Source organism: Pseudomonas sp. B21-035 (assembly GCF_024748945.1).
Taxonomy (GTDB): Bacteria; Pseudomonadota; Gammaproteobacteria; order Pseudomonadales; family Pseudomonadaceae; genus Aquipseudomonas.
Genome location: NZ_CP087179.1, coordinates 3,128,272 through 3,148,237 on the forward strand (window position 1 = coordinate 3,128,272; position 19,966 = coordinate 3,148,237).

The window sequence follows — 19,966 nt, forward strand, 5'->3', positions numbered from 1 at the left end:
GACCGCTTGCAGCTTGTAGCTTGCAGCTTGTAGCTGGCCCCGATCACACCAAGTCTCCAGTCAGGCCACGGGAGCGAAGGCGCCTCGACAACCGATCAAAGTACAAATAGATGACAGGCGTAGTGAACAGCGTCAGCACCTGGCTGACCAGCAGCCCGCCAACCATCACCAGGCCCAGGGGCTGGCGCAGCTCGGCGCCGGAGCCGCTGGCGAGCATCAGCGGGATGGCGCCGAACAGTGCCGCCAACGTGGTCATCAGGATCGGCCGGAAGCGCAGCAGCGCGGCCTGGTAGATGGCCGCTTCCGGGGCCATGCCCTGGTTGCGCTCGGCCTCCAGGGCGAAGTCGATCATCATGATCGCGTTCTTCTTGACGATACCGATGAGCAAAATGATGCCGATGATGGCGATCATGCCCAGGTCGTTACCGGAGAGGATCAACGCCAGCAAGGCGCCCACCGCCGCCGACGGCAGGGTCGAGAGGATGGTCACCGGGTGGATGTAGCTCTCGTAGAGCACGCCAAGCACGATATACATGGTCACCACCGCCGCCAGGATCAGCAGCAAGGTGCTCGACAGCGAGGCCTGGAAGGCTTCGGCCGCGCCCTGGAAGCGGGTTTGCACGCCCACCGGCATGCCGATGTCCTGCTGCACCTGCTCGATGACCTTGACCGCCTCGCCGAGGGCGACGCCGTCACCGAGGTTGAACGACATCATCACCGCCGGGAACTGGCCGATATGGGCAATCGCCAGTTGCGCCTGGCGCTGCTCGATGCGCGCCAGGCTCGACAGCCGCACCTGGCCGCCGTCGGCAGCCTTGACGTGAATCTGCTCGAGCACCTGCGGGCCGATGCTCGACGCCGCCTCGGCCTGCAGCACCACGCGGTACTGGCTGGCCTGGGTGTAGATGGTCGAGATCTGCCGCTGACCGAAGGCATCGTAGAGGGCGTTGGTGATGTCGGCGACGTTGATGCCCAGGCGGCTGGCGGCGTCGCGGTCGATCACCAGGAATACCTGCAGGCCCTTGTCCTGCAGGTCGCTGGCGACATCGGTGAGTTCCGGGCGTTGCTGCAGGGCATCGACCAGCTTGGCGCTCCACTGCGCCAGCAGCTCGGCATCCGGCGAGGACAGGCTGAACTGGTACTGAGTGCGGCTGACCCGGTCTTCGATGCTCAAATCCTGCACCGGCTGCATGAACAGGCGGATGCCGACCAGCTTGTCGACCTCCGGTTGCAGGCGGGCAATCACCTGGGCTGCGGTGAGGTCACGCTCGCCATGGGGCTTGAGGTTGATCAGCAGGCGACCACTGTTAAGCGTGGCGTTGTCGCCATCGACGCCGATGTACGACGACAGGCTCTGCACCGCCGGGTCCTTGAGGATCACCGCGCTGAGCTGCTGCTGGCGCTGGCTCATGGCGCTGAACGACACCGACTGCGGCGCCTCGGAAATACCCTGGATCACCCCGGTGTCCTGCACCGGGAAGAAGCCCTTGGGCACCACCAGGTACAGCAGCACGGTCAGGCCCAGGGTCGCCACGGCCACCAGCAGGGTCAGCGGCTGGTGGCGGAGCACCCACTGCAGGCCACGGCCGTAGTAGTCGATCATCCAGTCGATCCAGGCGCCGCTGGCACGGTAGAAACGCCCCTGCTCTTCCTCCTTCGGTTCGCGCTTGAGCAAGCGCGCGCACATCATCGGCGTCAGGGTCAGCGACACCACCAGGGAAATCAGGATCGCCACCGCCAGGGTGATGGCGAATTCGCGAAACAGCCGGCCGACCACATCGGCCATGAACAGCAGCGGGATCAGTACCGCAATCAGCGAGAAGGTCAGCGAAACCAGGGTGAAGCCGATCTGCCGCGCGCCTTTGAGCGCCGCCTGCATCGGCGTCTCGCCCTCTTCGATATGCCGCGAGATGTTCTCCAGCATGACGATGGCATCGTCGACCACAAAGCCGGTGGCGATGGTCAGGGCCATCAGGGTCAGGTTGTTGATCGAGAACCCGGCCAGGTGCATGACCGCAAAGGTGCCGATCAGCGACAGCGGCACAGCCACCGAGGGGATGATGGTGGCGCTGAAGCGGCGCAAAAAGATGAAGGTGACCATGACCACCAGGGCGATGGCGATCAGCAGCTCGTGCTGCACGTCCTTGACCGAGGCGCGGATGGTCTGGGTGCGGTCGGTGAGCACGCTGACATCCAGGCCCGCCGGCAGGTTGTCGGTGATCGACGGCAGCATCGCCTTGATCCGGTCGACCACCTCGATGACGTTGGCCCCGGGCTGGCGCTGGATGTTCAGCAGCACCGCCTGGTTCTGGTTGGCCCAGGCCGCCAGGCGCTCGTTTTCGGCGCCGTCGACGATCTCGGCGACATCCTTGAGGCGCAGCGGCGCGCCGTTGTTGTAGGCGAGAATCAGGTTGGCGTATTCCTCGGGCGAACGCAGCTGGTCGTTGGCGTCGAGCATCGACACCCGCGTCGGGCCATCGAAGTTGCCTTTGGGCTGGTTGACGTTGGAAGCGCCGATCAAGGTGCGCACGTCGGCCAGGTTGAGCCCGGCCGAGGCCAGGGCGTCGGGGTTGACCTTGATCCGCACCGCCTGGCGTTGGCCGCCGGCGATGCTGACCATGCCGACGCCGCCGATCTGGGCGATTTTTTGCGCCACGCGGGTGTCGACCAGGTCGTTGAGCTTGGGCAGCGGCATGGTTTTCGACGAAATCGCCAGGGTCAGCACCGGCGTGTCGGCCGGGTTGACCTTGTTGTACACCGGTGGCGCCGGCAGGTCGCTGGGCAGCAGGTTGCTGGCTGCGTTGATCGCCGCCTGCACCTGTTGCTCGGCAACGTCCATGTTCATGTCCAGGCTGAAGCGCAGGGTCAGCACCGAGGCGCCACCGGAGCTGGTCGAGGCCATCTGGGTCAGCCCGGGCATCTGCCCGAACTGGCGCTCAAGCGGCGCAGTGACCGCGCTGGTCATCACCTGGGGGCTGGCGCCGGGGTACAGGGTCATCACCCGGATGGTCGGGTAATCGACCTGGGGCAGCGCCGCCACCGGCAGCATCTTGTAGGCGATCAGGCCGGCCAGGACGATGGCCAGCATGCTCAGGGTGGTCGCCACCGGGCGCAGGATGAACAGCCGCGAGAGGTTCATGCGCCGGCCTTGCCCTGTGCGCTGTCAGCGGCGGAGGCTTCTTTCTTGTCCTGGCCCTGCAGGTGCTGGCCAGGGGTGACCGGCACTTCGGCGCTGTCGTTGACTACTTCGACCTCGCTGCCATCACGCAAGCGGTCGGTGCCTTCGAGCACCACCCGCTCGCCCTTGGCCAGGCCTTCGTTGACCACGGTGAGATCACCATCGCTGGCGCCCAGCGTGAGCTTGCGGATGCGTACCTTGTTGTCGCCTTCCATGACATAGACGAACGAGCCGTCGGTGCCGAACTGGATCGCCGCCGACGGCGCCATCACCACACCCTTGAGGGTATCGGCGAGCAGGCGCACGTTGACGAACTGGTTGGGGAACAGCGCTTCGTCCTGGTTTTCGAAGAAGGCCTTGAACTTCAGGGTGCCGGTGGTGGTGTCGATCTGGTTGTCGAGGCTGCGCAGCACGCCGGCCGCCTGTTGCTTGCTGTCGCTGCGGTCCCAGGCCTCGACCGGCAACTGCGCGCCGCTGCGGTAGCGCGCCAGCACCGTGTTCAGCTCTGTTTCCGGCAAGGTGAAGGCCACGGTGATTGGCTGGGTCTGGGTGATGACCACCAGCGCGGTGGTGTCGTTGGCCGCCACCAGGTTGCCGACGTCCAGCTGGCGCAGGCCCAGACGGCCGCTGATCGGCGCGCGGATGCGGGTGAAGTCGAGGTTGAGCTTGGCGTCGCCTACCGCCGCCTGGTTGGTCTTGATCGTGCCCTGGTACTGGCCGACCAGTGCCTCCTGGGTATCGAGGGTCTGCTTGGCGATGCTGTCTTCGGCGAACAGGCCTTTATAACGCTGCAGGTCGATCTGGGCGTTTTTCAGTTGCGCCTGGTTCTGCGCCAGGGTGCCTTCGGCCTGTTGCAGGGCGATCTGGTAGCTGCGCGGGTCGATCTCGGCCAGCAGGTCGCCGGCCTTGACCTTCTGGCCTTCCTGGAAGTTGACCTTGACCAGTTCGCCGCCGACCCGGCTGCGCACATTCACCGTGTTGGTCGCGGTCACCGTGCCCAGGGCCTTGAGGTATACCGGGAAGTCGCCAACCGTGGCCGGCTCGACCCGTACCGGTACCGGCCCGCCGAACGCGCCAAAACCCGGCCGCCCGCCCTTGCCGCCCGGCGCGGCACCTGCCTTGTGCGCCGCCGGCGACGGCCACAGCCACCAGCACAGGCCGGCGACCAGCAGCAGGATCAGCAGGCCGACAAGCCAGCGACGGGAGGAACGGGAACGAGAAAGCATCGGTTGATCGACCATTGTGCGGGAAAGAATTCTTTTCAGGAGGCTGAACGATAAGCACTGCAGACAGATAAGCAAAGCGCCTTTACCGGCACTTTACCTTGAGCTTACGTAGCTAACGTAATGAACTATAAATAAAAACGGCCTGGACGAGGGCCAGGCCGTTACATCTCTTCGCAATTCTTCGCGGGGCAAGCCCGCTCCTACAGGGATGGTGTAGGAGCGGGCTTGCCCCGCGATCGGCTGTCACTGTTACTTCAGAACAGCCAGGGCAGCCTCATAATTCGGCTCTTCGGCGATTTCGCCAACCAGCTCGCTGTGCAGCACCTTGTCGTTCTCGTCCAGCACTACCACGGCGCGGGCAGTCAGGCCGGCCAGCGGGCCGTCGGCGATTTCAACACCGTAGTTGCCGAAGAACTCACGGCCGCGCAGCAGCGACAGGTTCTGCACGTTCTCCAGGCCTTCAGCACCGCAGAAGCGCGCTTGAGCGAACGGCAGGTCGGCGGAGATGCACAGGACGACGGTGTTGTTCAGCTCGTTGGCCTGGGCGTTGAACTTGCGAACCGAAGTGGCGCAGGTCGGGGTGTCGACGCTTGGAAAGATGTTCAGCACTTTGCGCTTGCCGGCCAGGGAAGCCAGGGTCACGTCGGCAAGGCCTGCACCAACCAGAGAAAACGCAGGTGCCTGGGCGCCGACTTTCGGCAGTTCGCCTTTGACCTGAACCGGGTTGCCTTTAAGAGTCACTTTAGCCATGAACGAAGTCCTTATGCGGGGGTGATTAAAGGACCAGAGTTAACCATGAAAGTGCCCGTCTACCTATGGGCGAATGTTAAATTGTTGAATTGCCAGACAACTTTTGTGGACAATCTTTAGTTGTCCGGGAGCCGATTGCCGGCTCCCGAATCAGGCATTTCAGCTCAGCAGCGAGTACACCAGCGCCGAGATGGCCACCAGGCCCACGGCGACGACGAAGACGTTGGACATCTGCCCGCGGTACTTGCTCATCGCCGGCACCTTGCGGATGGCGTACATCGGCATCAGGAACAGGATCGCGGCGATCACCGGGCCGCCGAGGGTCTCGATCATGCCGAGGATGCTCGGGTTGAGGGTGGCGACGATCCAGCAGATGATCAGCATGAAGGCTGCGGTCATGCGGTCCAGGGCCTTGGCGCCCGGGCGCTTGCCGGTCTTCAGCACCAGGCCTTTGAGGCCTTCGCTGGCACCGATGTAGTGGCCCAGGAACGACTTGGCGATGGCGATGAAGGCAATCAGCGGCGCGGCGAAGGCGATGGTCGGGTTGCTGAAATGGTTGGCCAGGTACGACAGGATCGACAGGTTCTGCGCCTTGGCTTCGGCCAGTTGCGCCGGGGTCAGGGTCAGTACGCAACTGAACACGAAGAACATCACCATGGCCACCATCAGCAGGTGGGCGCGGCACAGGATCTGCCCGCTGCGCTCATCGGCATGCGCGCCATAACGGCGCTTCTGGTCAACGGCAAAGGCCGAGATGATCGGCGAATGGTTGAACGAGAAGACCATCACCGGAATCGCCAGCCACAGGGTATGCAGGAACGCCGAGCCCGAAGGCATTTCAGTGGCGGTGCTGAGGATACCGCCGCTCCAGTGCGGAATCAGGAACACCGCGAGGAACGCCAGGGCGACGATGAACGGATAGACCAGCCAGCTCATGACCTTGACCGTGGCCTGCTCGCCGCAGCGCACGATGGCCAGCAGGCCGAGGATCAGCACGAACGACAGCAGCGCGCGCGGTGGCGGCTCGATGTGCAGCTGGTGCTCCATGAAGCTGCCGACGGTGTTGGTCAGGGCCACACTGTAGATCAGCAGGATCGGGAAGATGGCGAAAAAGTACAGCAAGGTGATCAGGGCACCGGCACTCAGGCCGAAATGCTCTTCGACCACGTCGGTGATGTCGGCGCCGTCGCGCCCGGAGAGCACGAAGCGGGTCAGGCCGCGGTGGGCGTAGAAGGTCATCGGGAACGCCAGCAGCGCCAGGATCAGCAGCGGCCAGAAGCCGCCGAGGCCGGCGTTGATCGGCAGGAACAGGGTCCCGGCGCCGATCGCCGTGCCAAACAGGCCCAGCATCCAGGTGGTGTCCTGACGGGCCCAGCTGCCGAGGGCGGCGGGGGTCGATTCGAAGCGTTGTTCAACGCTTGGGGCCTGCTCATTCATCCGGGTGCAACTCCACTCGCAAGACTGCAACAGGGCCAGGAGTGGCTAAACAGACGCTTCGCCCCTCTTGACCATACAAAGAGGGGCGCGATTGTGCGCCGATTGGTTGCACTTGCAAAGCCCTGGCCGAGGAGTGGTTGCACCGAAGCTGCAAGCTATCAGCTTCAAGCTGCAAGAAAGGTTGTACCCACTCGCAGCTTGAAGCTGGAAGTGCCAGTTACCTTTGAACTGCAGCGAACGCCTTGGCCACCTGCTGCAGGTTGTCCGGACGCAGGCCGGCCATGCACACCCGGCCGCTGTCGATCAGGTACACAGCGAACTCGTCACGCAGGCGACGCACCTGCTCGACGCTAAAGCCGGTGTAGCTGAACATGCCGCGCTGGCGCAGGAAGAACTGGAAGTCCTGGCCCGGCAGCAAGTCACCCAGGGTATCGACCAGGGCCTGGCGCATGTCGAGGATACGCAGGCGCATCTTCTCCACTTCCGCCTCCCACTGGGCATTGAGCTCAGCATCACCGAGCACCGCGGCCACCAGCTGGGCACCAAAGCTTGGCGGACTGGAGTAGTTGCGGCGCACGGTGGCCTTGAGCTGGCCGAGCACGCTTTGTGCAGTATCGCTGTCGTCACAGACCACCGACAGGCCGCCAACCCGCTCGCCATACAGCGAGAAGATTTTCGAGAACGAGTTGCTCACCAGGCACGGCACGCCGGCGCGGGCCACTTCACGGATGGCGTAGGCGTCTGCGTCCAGGCCTTCGCCAAAGCCCTGGTAGGCGATGTCGAGGAACGGGATCAGGTTGCGCGCCTTGAGCACTTCGATCACTTGCTGCCACTGCGCTTGGCTCAGGTCGACGCCGGTGGGGTTGTGGCAGCACGGGTGGAGCAGGACGATGCTGTTGGCCGGCAGGCCGTTGAGGCTGCCAAGCATGCCGTCGAAGTCGACGCCGCGGCTGGCCGGGTCGAAGTACGGGTAGGTGTTGACCTTGAAACCTGCGCCTTCAAAGATCGCCCGGTGGTTGTCCCAGGTCGGATCACTGACCCACACCTGCGACTCGGGGAAGTAGCGCTTGAGGAAGTCGGCACCGACTTTCAGCGCGCCGGAGCCGCCGACGGTCTGTACGGTGGCCACACGACCGGCCTCGACCGCCGGGTGGCCGGCACCGAACAACAGCGCCTGGATCGCCTGGCGGTAGCTGTTCAGGCCTTCCATCGGCAGGTACATCGAGGCTTCGTGAGGCTGGGCGGCAAAGCGCTGCTCGGCTTCGCGCACCGCGGCCAGCTGTGGCACCACGCCTGCGGCATCATAATACAGGCCGATGCTCAGGTTGACCTTGGCGCCGCGCGGATCGGCCTTGAAGGTCTCCATCAGGGAGAGAATCGGATCGCCGGCATAGGCATCGACATGTTTGAACACAGCGCACAGCTCCTTGGGTCAGGACAGTTCGGACTAAAAGCTGTGTCGAGGATACCTGTACTGGCGGCCGAGGAACATTACCCTTGGTGCAACTGATTTGTGCATGTATGCACGGTAATCGGCTGGCTGCCCTACCCCGCCAGGCCCTGTAGCTGCTCAAGCTCCGCCACTGTCAGGGTCACGCCCTCCTTCGCCGACTGCTCGCGCTCGCGAAAACGCCGCTCACCCGGCATGCGCTGCAGGCCCACCGCCTGCATCTGCCGCACCAGCTCGCGGCTGCGTTCAGCAAAACGGTTACCTACTGAGCGGGCCGGGTCGATGACGATGATCAACTGCCCGGTCCAGGGCGTTTTCGCGCCTGGGTGCTGCGACCAGTCGAACTCGAACGAGAAGTTGCCGCCGGTCAGCGCCGCCGCCAGCAGTTCGACCATCATCGACAGCGCCGAGCCCTTGTGCCCGCCAAACGGCAGCAGCGCGCCGCCATCGAGAATCGCCTGCGGGTCGCAGGTCGGTTCGCCTTTATTGTCGACGCCCATGCCTTCGGGCAGCCGTTCACCCTTGCGCGCGGCGATCTGCACGTCGCCATGGGCCATGGCGCTGGTGGCCATGTCGAAGACGATCGGGTCGCTGCCGGCGCACGGCGCGGCAAAGGCAATCGGGTTGGTGCCAAACAGCGGTTGCCGGGCGCCATGGGGCACCACGCAGGTCATGCTGTTGACCACGCTCAGGGCCACCAGGCCTTCATCGGCAAAAGGTTCGACATCCGGCCAGAGGGCGGCGAAATGGTGCGAATTATGGATCGCCAGCACGGCAATGCCGGCGCTGCGGGCCTTGGCCACCAATAGCTCGCGAGCCGCGGCCAGCGCCGGCTGAGCAAAGCCGCCCTTGGCATCGACGCGCACATAACCGCTGGCGAGGTCTTCGACAGCGGGTACGGCCTGGCCATCGACCCAACCACTTTCCAGGGTCGAGACATAACCGGGAATACGGAACACACCGTGGCTGTGAGCGCCATCGCGCTGGGCGCTGGCGCAGTTGAAGGCCAGGGCCTGGGCGACCGCTGCGCTGCAACCATGGCGGACGAAAATACGCTGCAACAAGGCCTGCAGGTCGGCAAAGGCGATCTGCGCGACAGCAGTGTCGGGACGTGCGGACATCTGAAGCTCCCTTATTGGATTTGGAATGGGCGACAGCGATGGGCAATGGCCAGACTTTCCTCCAGTGACAGCAAACTGTCAAATGTTGACTTGATGACAGAAAACATTCATTTTCTGTTTCCACGTGCCACCGCCTTCGAGTATCGCCCTGTGAGCCAACCGATCAAACAGCGCCTGGAACACAGCCTGCACAACGCAGCGGCGTCGGGGCGCAAGATCGCCAGCTACATGCTCGCCCACCTCACCGACCTGCCGTTCGAAACCTCCGCAAGCCTGGCGGCGAAAATCGGCGTCAGCGAGTCGAGTGTCGGGCGTTTCTGCCGCTCGCTGGGTTACGAGCACCTCAAGGCCCTCAAGCACGATCTTAAGGACGACCTCGGCGAAGGCCCGTGGCTGGTCGGTGATCGCCTGCAAGAATTTCGCCAACGCCATGGCCAGGATGCCGCCGGCCTGGCACGCAGCCTGGAGCAGGAGGTTGGCGCCCTGGTGCGGGTTTACGAATACAGCCGCACCCCGGCCTGGAATACCGTCAGCCAGCGCCTGGCGCAGCGGCGCAAGGTGTTTATCGCCGGTTTTCAGACCGAGCGCGGCATCGCCCAGTGCATGGCGCACTTGCTGCAATACCTGCGCGACGGCGTGCAGGTGGTCGATGGCAGTGCCGGGCATTTTGGCGAAGTGCTGCTCAGTGACCCGGCCGACTGCGCCCTGGTGGTGTTCGAGGCCCGCCGCTATTCCCGCCATGCCCTGAACCTGTGCCGCAAGGCGCATGCCGCGGGCATTGCCGTCACCCTGGTGACCGACACTTTTTGTGACTGGGCCGATGCCAACGCCAGTGAGGTGTTTCGCATCCCCACCGAATTCAATCTGTTCTGGGAGTCCACCGCGACGATGCTGTCGTGGGTACACCTGATGGTCAACGAGGTCTGCAAGAAGCTAGGACCGGATGTTGAAAAACGCTTGGAAGCAACTGCAGCTCTACACAACGAATTCGTTGGCTACACGTCAACGAGCAAACAATAGCAAGAGTGCAAACAACAACAGATCGAGGTGTGTCATGAAACCTGTTATCCGCTTCGCAGGGGCTTGCGCCCTGCTGCTCGCCGGCTCGACCCTGGCCCAGGCCGAAACCCTGAAGATCGCTACCGAAGGCGCTTACCCACCGTTCAACTACGTTGATTCGGATAACAAACTGCATGGCTTCGACGTCGACATCAGCCACGCCCTGTGCGAACAGATGAAGGTCGAATGCACCCTGGTGGCCCAGGACTGGGAAGGCATCATCCCGGCCCTGATGGCCAAGAAGTACGACGCCGTGGTGGCGTCGATGATCGATACCGAAGAGCGGCGCAAGAAGATCGCCTTCACCAACCACTACTACAAGACCCCGTTGTCGGTGGCCGTGGCCAAGGACAGCGACATCACCGACGCACAGACCACCTTCAAAGGCTACACCGTCGGCGCGCAATCCTCCTCGACCCAGGCCATCTACGCCGAAGACGTCTATGGCAAGGCCGGCGCCGACGTCAAACTCTACCCGACCCTTGATGAAGCCAACGCCGACCTCGCCGCCGGGCGCCTGGACGGGGTGATTGCCGACAAGTTCCCGCTGACCGAATGGCTGGGCAAGGCCGGCAAGGACTGCTGCAAGATCCTTGGCGACGTCAACGGCACCAAGGCCGACGCCTCGATTGCCGTGCGCAAGGAAGACCAAGCGCTGCGCGAACGCCTGAACAAGGCCCTGGACGAAATCGTCGCCAACGGCACCTACCAGAAGATCGCCAGTCGCTACTTCGACTTCGATATCTATCAGTGACTGATCGCGGGCCCAGTCGAAGCGTCGCACCGCCGCTCCCACAAATACCCTGTGGGAGCGGCGGTGCGGCGTCCCGACTGGACCCGCGAAGAAGCCCTCCAAAGCACCATCACTCTTGAACCGAGAGGGTTCGCCCATGCTCGAACAACTGTCACTGCTTTCCTTCGCCAGCGGCGGCTGGGGCCAGGCTTTGCTGGCCGGCGCCCTGGTGACCATTTCCCTGGCCCTGGCCTGCCTGCCCATCGGCCTGCCGCTGGGCCTGGGCGTGGCCCTCGCCGCCCGCTCCTCCAGGCGCTTCCCGCGTGCTGCGGCGACGGTGTTCTCTACTGTGTTTCGTGGCCTGCCGGAGCTGCTCACGCTGCTGATCATCTACTACGGCTGCCAGATTGCCGCGCAGAAAATCCTCCTGGCCATGGGCTATGAAGGCGAAGTGCTGATCAACACCTTCCTGGCGGCGATGATCGCCTTCAGCCTGGTGTTCGCCGCGTTCTCCAGCGAAATCTGGCTGGCCGCGTTCAAGACCGTCGCCAAGGGCCAGTACGAAGCCTCGGCGGCGCTGGGCCTGAGCAAGGCCACCACCTTTCGCAAGGTGGTCTTCCCGCAACTGGTGCGCATTGCCCTGCCGGGCCTGTCGAACAACTGGCTGTCGCTGCTCAAGGACACCTCGCTGGTATCGACCATCTCCCTGGTCGACCTGATGCGCCAGACTAACCTTGCGGTCAGCGTGACCAAGGAGCCGATGTTCTTCTACGGCGTCGCCTGCCTGGGCTACCTGTTGTTCTCGGCGCTGTCGGGACGGGTGTTCAGCTTCATCGAACAGTATTTCAGCCGCCATTTGCGGGGGGCACGGACATGAGCTTCGAACAACTGCTGGCGCTGGTACTCGACCCCGACCTGCTGGAACGCTACGGCCCGCGTTTTATCGACGGCCTGCTGGTCACCGGCAAGCTGGTGGCACTGTCGTTTACCCTCGGCGCCCTGCTCGGCATGCTCCTGGCCCTGGCCCGGCTGTCGGACAAGCTGGTGCTGCAACGCCTGAGCGCCGGCTACATCTACTTCTTCCGTGGCTCGCCGCTGCTGGCCCAGCTGTTCTTGCTGTACTACGGCCTGGGGTCGCTCAAGGGCTTCTGGCAGGAGGTTGGCCTGTGGTGGTTCTTCCGCGATGCCTGGTACTGCACCGTGCTGGCCTTCACCCTCAACACCGCCGCCTACCAGGCGGAGATCTTCCGGGGCAGCCTGCTGGCAGTCGCCCCCGGCCAGTACGAAGCCGCCAAGGCCCTGAGCCTGAAGCGCTCGACCACCTTCTTCAAAGTGATCCTGCCGCAGTCATTGATCGTTGCCATCGGCCCGCTGGGCAACGAACTGATCCTGATGATCAAGGCCAGCGCGATTGCCTCGCTGGTGACCATCTACGACCTGATGGGCGTGACCAAGCTTGCGTTCTCGCGCAGTTTCGACTTCCAGATCTACCTGTGGGCTGCCGTGCTCTACCTGCTGATCGTCGAGATCGTGCGGCGCAGCCTGAAACACATCGAAGCCCGCCTGGGCCGCCACCTGCGCTGATCGCCTGTTTGTGAGGACCGCTCCAATGCATTGTCAAACCATCGTTCTGGGCGCCGGCATCGTCGGCGTGTCCACGGCCCTGCACCTGCAGGCACGCGGGCGCAAGGTGATCCTGATCGACCGTGAAGAGCCGGGCAGCGGCACCAGCCATGGCAACGCCGGGCTGATCGAGCGCTCCAGCGTCATCCCCTATGCCTTCCCCCACGAGCTGTCGAGCCTGTTGCGCTATGGCCTGAACCGCCAACCCGACGTGCGCTACAGCTTCACCCACCTGCCCAGGATCGCCCCATGGCTGTTCAAGTACTGGAAGAACTCCTCGCCCGCCGGCCTTGCCGTGGCCACCCAGGCCATGCTGCCGCTGGTGCAGCGCTGTGTCGAGGAACACGACGCGCTGATCGATGCCGCAGGCCTCGGCGAGCTGGTCAGGGCCAGCGGCTGGATCGAGGTGTACCGCAATGAAGAGGCCTACCGCAAAGCCGTGGCCGACGCCCATGCCCTGAAAGCCTATGGCTTGAAGTACGAAATTCTCGACCGCCAGCAACTGCACGCGCGCGAAGTGGACCTTAGCGACAAGGTGGTCGGCGGTATTCACTGGCTCGACCCCAAGACCGTCAGCAACCCCGGCGGCCTGACCCGCGGCTATGCGGCGCTGTTCGTCCAGCGTGGCGGCCAGTTCATCCACGGCGATGCCCGCACCCTGCGCCAGATCGGCAGCGACTGGCAGGTCGACAGCCGCCAGGGGCCGATCAGCGCGCCGGAAGTGGTGATCGCCCTCGGTCCGCAGTCGGCCGAGCTGTTCAAGCCGCTGGGTTATCGCATTCCGCTGGAAATCAAGCGCGGCTACCACATGCACTATCGTGCCCGTGACGGCGCCGAGCTCAAGCATTCGATCTGCGATGCCCAGGGCGGTTACGTGCTGGCGCCGATGGCCATGGGCATCCGCCTGACCACCGGCATCGAGTTCGCCGCCAGCAGCGATGCCGCCAACCAGATCCAGTTGCAGCGCTGCGAAGCGTTGGCGCGCAAGGTCTTCCCGCTGGGCGAGCGGATCGATGCCGAACCCTGGCTGGGCCGCCGCCCGTGCCTGCCGGACATGCGCCCGGTGATCGGCCCAGCCGCGCGCCACAAGGGCCTGTGGTTCAACTTCGGCCATGCCCACCACGGCCTGACCCTGGGCCCGGTGACCGGCCGCCTGCTGGCGCAAATGATCACCGGCGAAACACCCTTTACCGACCCTGCGCCGTACCGCGCGGACCGCTTCAACTGATCGCGGGAGAATAACAACATGACCGCTTCACTGAGCCTTGCTACCCCAACCCCTGCCCTTGCCGCCGACCCGCGCAAGGTCGTGGTGACCATCGAGGGCCTGAACAAGCACTACGGCGCCTTCCATGTGCTGCGCGACATCAACCTGCAGGTGCGTGAGGGCGAGCGTATCGTCTTGTGCGGCCCTTCCGGTTCGGGCAAATCGACGTTGATCCGCTGCATCAACCGCCTGGAAATCGCCGAACAGGGCAACATCCGCGTCAACGACACCGATCTTGCCCTGACCACCCGCCAGGCCGCCGAGGTGCGCAGCGAAATCGGCATGGTGTTCCAGCATTTCAACCTGTTCCCGCACATGAGCGTGCTCGACAACTGCACCCTGGCGCCGATGAGCGTGCGCGGCCTGTCGCGCAAGGAGGCCGAAGACCGCGCGCGCTTCTACCTGAACAAGGTCGGAATCGAAAGTCAGGCCGGCAAATACCCCAGCCAGTTGTCTGGCGGCCAGCAACAACGGGTGGCGATCGCCCGGGCGCTGTGCATGAAGCCGAAGATCATGCTGTTCGACGAACCGACCTCGGCGCTGGACCCGGAGATGGTCGCCGAAGTGCTGGATGTGCTGGTGAAACTGGCCGATACCGGCATGACCATGCTCTGCGTTACCCATGAAATGGGCTTCGCCCGCCAGGTGGCCGAGCGGGTGCTGTTTCTCGATGGCGGGCAGATCATTGAAGACGCAGCGCCCGAGGCGTTCTTCAATAACCCGCAGAGTGCGCGGGCCAAGGGCTTTCTGGCGCAGATACTGCACTGAGGCCTTTGGGCAAGGCTTCGCCTTGCATCGCTGGCAAAGCCAGCTCCCACAGAGATCTCTGCAACACTGAGGACCTGTGGGAGCCGGCCTTGCCGGCGATGGGCTGCGTAGCAGCCCTGGTTTGCTTGCGAGAAATACTAGTTATGTTATAACGCATCACCCAATCACTCAGCGACCGCCACCTCACCCATGCCACCCGCCACCCACCGCCTGCTTTGCATCGACGCCCTGCGCGGCCTGGTCATTGTCTTCATGCTCCTTGACCATGTACGCGAAACCTTCTTTCTGCACCGCCAGGTCAGCGACCCGATGGATGTCGCCAGCACCGACCCCTGGCTGTTCCTCAGCCGTACCCTCGCCCACCTGTGCGCGCCGGTGTTTGTCCTGCTGACCGGTTTGTCGGCTTACCTGTATGGCGAAAAGCACCAGGGCAAGGCTGCGGTTTCGGCCTTCCTGTTCAAGCGTGGCCTGGTCCTGGTGCTGCTGGAGTTCACCCTGGTCAGCCTGGCCTGGACCCTGGAACTGCCGCCCAAGGTGATCTACCTGCAGGTGATCTGGGCCATTGGCTTGAGCATGATCGCCCTGGCCGGCCTGGTGTGGCTGCCGCGCCCGCTGCTGGTGGTAATCGGCGTGCTGATCGTCGCCGGGCACAACCTGCTCGACCCGCTGCACTTCGCTGCGGGCTCGGCGCTGCATGTCCCTTGGGCGATCCTGCATGACCGTGGCTGGATCGAGGTAGCCGACAACTTGCGCCTGCGTACCTCGTACCCGTTGCTGCCATGGATCGGCGTAATTGCCCTGGGCTATGCCATGGGCCCCTGGTTTGCCCAAGGTGCGGATGCGCAGGCACGTCAGCGCAAGTTGCTGCTGACCGGCCTCGGTGCCCTCGCCGGCTTCCTGCTGCTGCGATTGCTCAACGGTTACGGCGAAGCCCGGTGGCAGGTTGGCGAAACCACGTTGCGCACGCTGATGAGCTTTTTCAACATCACCAAATACCCGCCATCGCTGCTGTTCCTGGCCCTGACCCTGGGCGTCGGCCTGTTGCTGCTGCGCAGGTTCGAGCACCTGCAAGGCAGCCACGCGATCCGGGTGCTGAGCGTATTCGGTGCCGCGCCGATGTTCTTCTACCTGCTGCACCTGTACGCACTGAAAGTGCTGTACCTGATCGGCGTCGCCTGCTTTGGCCTGAACCAGGGCAGCTACTTTGGTTTCGACGGGGTCTGGTCGGTATGGCTGACGGCGATGGTCTTGAGCGTTGTGCTCTATCCGCCGGTGCGCTGGTTCGCCGTCCTCAAGGCCCGGCGCCGCGATATCGGTTGGCTGAAGTACTTCTGAACAGGCCCGCCCCTGCAATCAGGGGCAGGCCTGGCAAGGCTTACTGCGGGTGCATTTTTGATTTGATCAGGCCGGCGATGAAGGTGAGCACCGCGCCCCCTGCACCGCCGCCGACAATACTGCTGATCAGTGCCGGCAGGTCCAGCGAACCGCCCGCTGCCACCGCCGCACCGGGTTCACCGGTAAAGGCTGCGAGTATCTGCCCGACAATCACCCCACCCACTCCACCGAAGATCGAGTTGAGTAGCGGGCCCATGCTTTGTTTACTCATACCGGCTGCGTTGCCGCCCACCACACCGGCAACAATCTGAATAATCAGACTGACAATATCCATGATCCAACCCCTTTGTAGCGTTATCAATTGACGACTCGCGTCCTGCTACTTCAGAAAGTCACGACCACGGGAACAGAGACGCCGCGCTCCGGTCAACGACGGCACACTGTTGCGGATAGGCACAGTATAGGTAGCCAGCGGCCAGTGCGCCAAAACGGCGCTCAGGGCTTGATGTTCTTCAGGCAGTTGAGCAGGCCCAGCAGCTCGTGCAGTTTGTCTTCGCCGAATTGCTCAAGGATGCGCTGGTAGTTGTGTTCCATGTCTTCGCTCATGTCGACGAAGCATTGCTGGCCCTGTTCGGTCAGGCCGACGAACACCCGGCGCTGGTCCTGGGTCGACTTCTTGCGCCGCACCAGGCCGTCACGCTCCAGGCGCGCCAGCACGCCGGTCATGCTCGGCTTGAGGATGCAGGCCTGCTCGGCCAGTTGGTGGCTTTCCAGTTCGCCTTGCTGGCGCAGGATGCGGATCACCCGCCACTGTTGTTCGGTCAGGCCATGGGCGTTGAGCGAGGGGCGGAAGAAGGCCATGGCGGCTTCGCGGGCTTGCAACAGGGTCAGGGTCAGGGACGGTCTTGGAGTGGGCATGGTTCAGGCTGGTAGTCATCGGTGACAGCCAGCTTAAGAGAAACCGCGCGATGCAGCAAAGCCGCGCAGGCGCTGGTTCGGCCATACACCGGACGCTTGTTAAATATAATGAACTGGCCGCAACAGGCGCCTTACCGGTTATCGGGGGCTGCAGACCGATAATTGCATCCAGGCAATCTCAAGCTTCGCCCGTGCAATCTGAAGTCGTTTGACATATTAAACGGCTCTGGCAAGCTATATGACAGGTTTCGACCGGATACAGCCCCTTGCTTGGCGTACCGGCAGTGCTCGAAACCTCAGGCAGCGCAAAGGTTCCAGCTGCGCGCCTGCACAATAATGACAGGCTGCGCCTGTCCCAAGGTGACATATGCCCAACAGCAACATTGGCAATAAGAATCAAACCCTTCGCAAACCCGTCGTGCTGATGACCATGGGCTCCCAGGAGCGCAAAGGCCACGACTATCAGGTAATGACCCACAAATACATCGTCCCGCTGGTAGAACACGCCGGTTGCGTACCGGTGCTGGTGCCAACCTGCTGCGGTACAGACGACCTCGAAGCCTACCTGGATATGGCCGACGGTGTTTACCTGACCGGCGCCGGCAGCAACATCGACCCGGCCCTGTACGGCCAGGAGAACGAAACCCCGGGCAAGGCCCAGGACCGCGACCGCGACCTGTTCGACCTGCCGCTGGTGCAACTGGCTATCGCCCGTGGCCTGCCGATCTTCGGCATCTGCCGTGGCATGCAGGAAATCAACGTGGCCCTGGGTGGCGACATCTACCAGAAGGTCTACGCCGAGCCAGGCTTCAACGACCACCGGGAAAACCCGGACGATCCGGTCGATGTCCAGTACAGTGCGGTTCACAGCGTCAAACTGGAGCAAGGCAGCTGGCTGCAAAAGTTGCTGCAGAGCGATGAAATCCGCGTCAACTCGCTGCACGGCCAGGGCCTGAAAAACCTCGGCGAAGGCATCGAACCCCTGGCCCGTGCCGAAGACGGCCTGGTCGAAGCCATCCACGCCCCGAGCCTGTCGCCGTTCCTCTTCGCGGTGCAATGGCACCCGGAATGGCAAGCGGCGAAAAACCCCGACTCGGTGAAGATGTTCCAGGCCTTCGGTGAAGCCTGCCGCAAGCAGGCTGCCAAGGGTCAGGTGGTGAAGAAGCTGGGTACGGCTGCCTGATTGTTGATTGAACTGGTTCCTTCGAGATTCGTTGGAGCCAGTTTGGTTTACTGGCGAAGCATGTTTTTCATTGCCGGCAAGGCCACGAGCAGCGCTAACAATAACCAGACAAACGATATGACTGTCGCAACGGTCATGTTGATCGACTGTTTATATACAACTACAGCCAGTACGAACTGAGTAGTCGGTAAAAGAAACTGGAATGTACTCATTGTCGTCAACGCCAAGCGTCTGGCCGAAAACGCGATCAGCAGTAACGGCACCACCGATACCAGCCCGGCAAACAGCAGGACAATCGACATTGACGTGGGCATCGTCACGGGCAACGCCATCTCCCATGAAGTAAAAAGCAGTGCTACCAGGCAAACCAGCGATAACAGCAAAGTTTCCAGTGTAGTTGCGCATAAGGCATCAATCGTCGATACCTTCTTCAAACACACATACCCGCCCCACGTAAGCGCTATCGCCAGATAGATGCCATGATTCAGCCCCTGTGCGTACACCGCCAAATAGGCCAGTGCGATGCCAATCAGAACGAAAGCGACTGTGTGCAGGCTGCTCAAACGCTCACTCAGCATCAGCACGCTGGCTGCGACCGTGATGCAAGGAGCAATCAAATACCCCAGACCAGACTCCAGGACAAAACCCTGAATAGAGGCGTAAATAAATAAGCCCCAGTTCGTCGCCAGGAGCAATGCAGCCACCCCGTGAACGACTACGCTGTTCAGCGTTAAATTCCGGTAGAGCGCACCCAGCTTACCCAGCAGCACCAGCGCCAGCATCAACACAGCCAGCGAGAGCAACACCCGGTAAGCAACGAGCACCGAGGGTGAAACCTCCCGCAGCGCCTTCCAGTACAGCGCCGAGCCCCCTAACCAAATATTGGCGCCCATCCCAGCGATGATTGCCAGCGTATTGCTCCTGCCTGTTGTTTGGTCAGGTTTGCGGGTCACGGTCTCTGAAGGCGACATGGAAGGACCAACCTGGGTCGATGGCAAGGGCTATCGATCCTAGTCGTAATTGCGACCGTCAGAGTTGAGATTACTCTGACATTGAGGAAGGATTGATCCTGTTTCTTCGGCTCAGGCTAGACCTGTAAACCGTGTCCCCGGTTTGCAATGTTTCTCACCCCTGCACTTCGACGCCAGGCCCCTGCAAACGCGGCGCCCAGTCCTCGACTTCGGCCTTTTCCAAACGTCGTGACAGGGTCCGGCGCCAGGAAGCCGCCAGCGGTAGTTCCAGGCACTGGCGAATCACCTCGAGGTCGACCTGCCTGTCGAACAGTACCGACGACAAGCGCGCTACCGACCACTGCGGATGCGGCCGTTCGATCAGCTCGATGTTCATGCCGGCAGCCAATATGCCTTCTTCCAGCACCCGGTAGTACCAGCCGGTACGGCCGCTTTGCTGGACCCGCAACGACATGTCTTTTACCCCGAAGCGGTCATTGAGTTTCCAGCACGGCATGCGCCCCTGGGAAATCTCCAGCAGCGCGCTGCCAGCGCGAAAGCGATCGCCCAGGCATACGGTCTGCTCGGTCCAGCCGCAGGTGCTTAAGTTTTCGCCGAAGGCGCCCGGAGCCTGCAGCAGCGGATGCTCGCCCAGCTCTGCAACCCAGGCGGCATAGTGTTCGCGGGGGTAATGGTGGATGGCCTTTTCGACCCCGCCATGCACACGTAAGTCGCCCTGCTCATCGCCAACCAGGCCCAGTTCGGTGACCGCGACCTCGCCGTCACGCGGCATCTTGGCGATGGCACTGGATGAGCCCGGACGGGTGAAAGGCACGGCGCGCCCGGTCAATACGCTTTGCAGTTGCAGTTGTTGCGCCAGCATGGGCGACTCGCTCCTGGTGAAGTTCGGCGAAGTGTAAGGGTATCACTGAGCGCCGCCCGCACCAGTGCTCAATAGCTATCTGCCA

General features: G+C 62.9%; 18 protein-coding genes. 8 read left to right on the forward strand and 10 right to left on the reverse strand.

Annotation, left to right across the window (positions count from 1 at the left end):
• Positions 1–43 precede the first annotated feature (43 nt).
• From LOY22_RS14365 to LOY22_RS14390, 6 genes are all read right to left on the reverse strand, one after another.
• The gene (locus LOY22_RS14365; protein WP_045198253.1) at positions 44–3,139 is read right to left on the reverse strand and encodes an MdtB/MuxB family multidrug efflux RND transporter permease subunit; all 3,096 of its coding nucleotides are present in this window, start codon (positions 3,137–3,139) and stop codon (positions 44–46) included.
• On the reverse strand, positions 3,136–4,419 hold the full coding sequence (locus LOY22_RS14370; RefSeq protein ID WP_093382181.1) for an MdtA/MuxA family multidrug efflux RND transporter periplasmic adaptor subunit: 1,284 nt from the start codon (positions 4,417–4,419) through the stop codon (positions 3,136–3,138). Before LOY22_RS14370 ends, LOY22_RS14365 begins: the two co-directional genes overlap by 4 nt.
• 234 nt (positions 4,420–4,653) lie before the next feature.
• Positions 4,654–5,154 carry a thiol peroxidase gene (tpx, locus tag LOY22_RS14375; protein ID WP_258593646.1) on the reverse strand — a complete coding sequence of 167 codons (501 nt, stop codon included), beginning with the start codon at positions 5,152–5,154 and terminating at the stop codon, positions 4,654–4,656.
• 159 nt (positions 5,155–5,313) lie between these two features.
• Positions 5,314–6,591, reverse strand: a complete 1,278-nt coding sequence (locus tag LOY22_RS14380) for a serine/threonine transporter (RefSeq protein WP_045198247.1) — start codon at positions 6,589–6,591, stop codon at positions 5,314–5,316.
• 217 nt (positions 6,592–6,808) lie between these two features.
• Positions 6,809–8,005: an amino acid aminotransferase gene (locus LOY22_RS14385; RefSeq protein ID WP_258593647.1), complete on the reverse strand. Its 1,197-nt coding sequence runs from the start codon at positions 8,003–8,005 to the stop codon at positions 6,809–6,811.
• 131 nt (positions 8,006–8,136) lie between these two features.
• Positions 8,137–9,162, reverse strand: a complete 1,026-nt coding sequence (locus LOY22_RS14390; RefSeq protein WP_195884262.1) for an Ldh family oxidoreductase — start codon at positions 9,160–9,162, stop codon at positions 8,137–8,139.
• A gap of 150 nt (positions 9,163–9,312) precedes the next feature.
• On the opposite strand from LOY22_RS14390, the gene LOY22_RS14395 reads away from it, so the two are divergent.
• The 7 genes from LOY22_RS14395 to LOY22_RS14425 all read left to right on the forward strand — a co-directional run bounded on the left by LOY22_RS14395 (position 9,313) and on the right by LOY22_RS14425 (position 15,947).
• Positions 9,313–10,182 (forward strand): MurR/RpiR family transcriptional regulator, encoded by an 870-nt coding sequence (locus LOY22_RS14395; protein WP_045198460.1) that lies wholly within the window; start codon positions 9,313–9,315, stop codon positions 10,180–10,182.
• Positions 10,183–10,216: 34 nt separating this feature from the next.
• Entirely contained in the window at positions 10,217–10,975 is a 759-nt protein-coding gene (locus LOY22_RS14400) for a transporter substrate-binding domain-containing protein (protein WP_045198241.1), read from the forward strand.
• A 136-nt stretch (positions 10,976–11,111) separates the two neighbouring features.
• Positions 11,112–11,831 (forward strand): ABC transporter permease, encoded by a 720-nt coding sequence (locus tag LOY22_RS14405; RefSeq protein ID WP_045198240.1) that lies wholly within the window; start codon positions 11,112–11,114, stop codon positions 11,829–11,831.
• Positions 11,828–12,538, forward strand: a complete 711-nt coding sequence (locus LOY22_RS14410; protein ID WP_045198238.1) for an ABC transporter permease — start codon at positions 11,828–11,830, stop codon at positions 12,536–12,538. Before LOY22_RS14405 ends, LOY22_RS14410 begins: the two co-directional genes overlap by 4 nt.
• Positions 12,539–12,563: 25 nt before the next feature.
• Positions 12,564–13,805: an FAD-binding oxidoreductase gene (locus LOY22_RS14415; protein WP_213604312.1), complete on the forward strand. Its 1,242-nt coding sequence runs from the start codon at positions 12,564–12,566 to the stop codon at positions 13,803–13,805.
• A gap of 18 nt (positions 13,806–13,823) precedes the next feature.
• Positions 13,824–14,612 (forward strand): amino acid ABC transporter ATP-binding protein, encoded by a 789-nt coding sequence (locus LOY22_RS14420; RefSeq protein WP_045198234.1) that lies wholly within the window; start codon positions 13,824–13,826, stop codon positions 14,610–14,612.
• 189 nt (positions 14,613–14,801) lie between these two features.
• Complete coding sequence (locus tag LOY22_RS14425) at positions 14,802–15,947, forward strand: DUF1624 domain-containing protein (RefSeq protein WP_258593648.1); 1,146 nt, start codon at positions 14,802–14,804, stop codon at positions 15,945–15,947.
• 40 nt (positions 15,948–15,987) lie between these two features.
• On the opposite strand, the gene LOY22_RS14430 is transcribed toward LOY22_RS14425, so the two are convergent.
• Positions 15,988–16,281: a hypothetical protein gene (locus LOY22_RS14430; RefSeq protein ID WP_010222003.1), complete on the reverse strand. Its 294-nt coding sequence runs from the start codon at positions 16,279–16,281 to the stop codon at positions 15,988–15,990.
• A 161-nt stretch (positions 16,282–16,442) separates the two neighbouring features.
• The gene (hpaR, locus tag LOY22_RS14435) at positions 16,443–16,865 is read right to left on the reverse strand and encodes a homoprotocatechuate degradation operon regulator HpaR (RefSeq protein ID WP_045198230.1); all 423 of its coding nucleotides are present in this window, start codon (positions 16,863–16,865) and stop codon (positions 16,443–16,445) included.
• Between the two features lie 367 nt (positions 16,866–17,232).
• Between hpaR and LOY22_RS14440 the strand changes: the two genes are divergently transcribed.
• On the forward strand, positions 17,233–18,048 hold the full coding sequence (locus tag LOY22_RS14440; protein ID WP_045198229.1) for a gamma-glutamyl-gamma-aminobutyrate hydrolase family protein: 816 nt from the start codon (positions 17,233–17,235) through the stop codon (positions 18,046–18,048).
• 47 nt (positions 18,049–18,095) lie between these two features.
• Here LOY22_RS14440 and LOY22_RS14445 read toward each other — a convergent pair whose 3' ends face one another.
• Positions 18,096–19,019 carry an EamA family transporter gene (locus LOY22_RS14445; RefSeq protein ID WP_258593650.1) on the reverse strand — a complete coding sequence of 308 codons (924 nt, stop codon included), beginning with the start codon at positions 19,017–19,019 and terminating at the stop codon, positions 18,096–18,098.
• Positions 19,020–19,173: 154 nt separating this feature from the next.
• On the reverse strand, positions 19,174–19,881 hold the full coding sequence (locus LOY22_RS14450; RefSeq protein WP_258593652.1) for an MOSC domain-containing protein: 708 nt from the start codon (positions 19,879–19,881) through the stop codon (positions 19,174–19,176).
• Between the last annotated feature and the right edge of the window lie 85 nt (positions 19,882–19,966).

Coding starts and splice junctions, on each gene's coding strand:
- LOY22_RS14410 (WP_045198238.1), top strand. CDS start 11,828: ATGAGCTTCGAACAACTGCTGGCGCTGGTACTCGACCCCGACCTGCTG.
- LOY22_RS14440 (WP_045198229.1), top strand. CDS start 17,233: ATGCCCAACAGCAACATTGGCAATAAGAATCAAACCCTTCGCAAACCC.
- LOY22_RS14430 (WP_010222003.1), bottom strand. CDS start 16,281: ATGGATATTGTCAGTCTGATTATTCAGATTGTTGCCGGTGTGGTGGGC.
- LOY22_RS14450 (WP_258593652.1), bottom strand. CDS start 19,881: ATGCTGGCGCAACAACTGCAACTGCAAAGCGTATTGACCGGGCGCGCC.
- LOY22_RS14365 (WP_045198253.1), bottom strand. CDS start 3,139: ATGAACCTCTCGCGGCTGTTCATCCTGCGCCCGGTGGCGACCACCCTG.
- LOY22_RS14405 (WP_045198240.1), top strand. CDS start 11,112: ATGCTCGAACAACTGTCACTGCTTTCCTTCGCCAGCGGCGGCTGGGGC.
- LOY22_RS14445 (WP_258593650.1), bottom strand. CDS start 19,019: ATGTCGCCTTCAGAGACCGTGACCCGCAAACCTGACCAAACAACAGGC.
- hpaR (WP_045198230.1), bottom strand. CDS start 16,865: ATGCCCACTCCAAGACCGTCCCTGACCCTGACCCTGTTGCAAGCCCGC.
- tpx (WP_258593646.1), bottom strand. CDS start 5,154: ATGGCTAAAGTGACTCTTAAAGGCAACCCGGTTCAGGTCAAAGGCGAA.
- LOY22_RS14370 (WP_093382181.1), bottom strand. CDS start 4,419: ATGGTCGATCAACCGATGCTTTCTCGTTCCCGTTCCTCCCGTCGCTGG.
- LOY22_RS14425 (WP_258593648.1), top strand. CDS start 14,802: ATGCCACCCGCCACCCACCGCCTGCTTTGCATCGACGCCCTGCGCGGC.
- LOY22_RS14415 (WP_213604312.1), top strand. CDS start 12,564: ATGCATTGTCAAACCATCGTTCTGGGCGCCGGCATCGTCGGCGTGTCC.
- LOY22_RS14400 (WP_045198241.1), top strand. CDS start 10,217: ATGAAACCTGTTATCCGCTTCGCAGGGGCTTGCGCCCTGCTGCTCGCC.
- LOY22_RS14420 (WP_045198234.1), top strand. CDS start 13,824: ATGACCGCTTCACTGAGCCTTGCTACCCCAACCCCTGCCCTTGCCGCC.
- LOY22_RS14380 (WP_045198247.1), bottom strand. CDS start 6,591: ATGAATGAGCAGGCCCCAAGCGTTGAACAACGCTTCGAATCGACCCCC.
- LOY22_RS14390 (WP_195884262.1), bottom strand. CDS start 9,162: ATGTCCGCACGTCCCGACACTGCTGTCGCGCAGATCGCCTTTGCCGAC.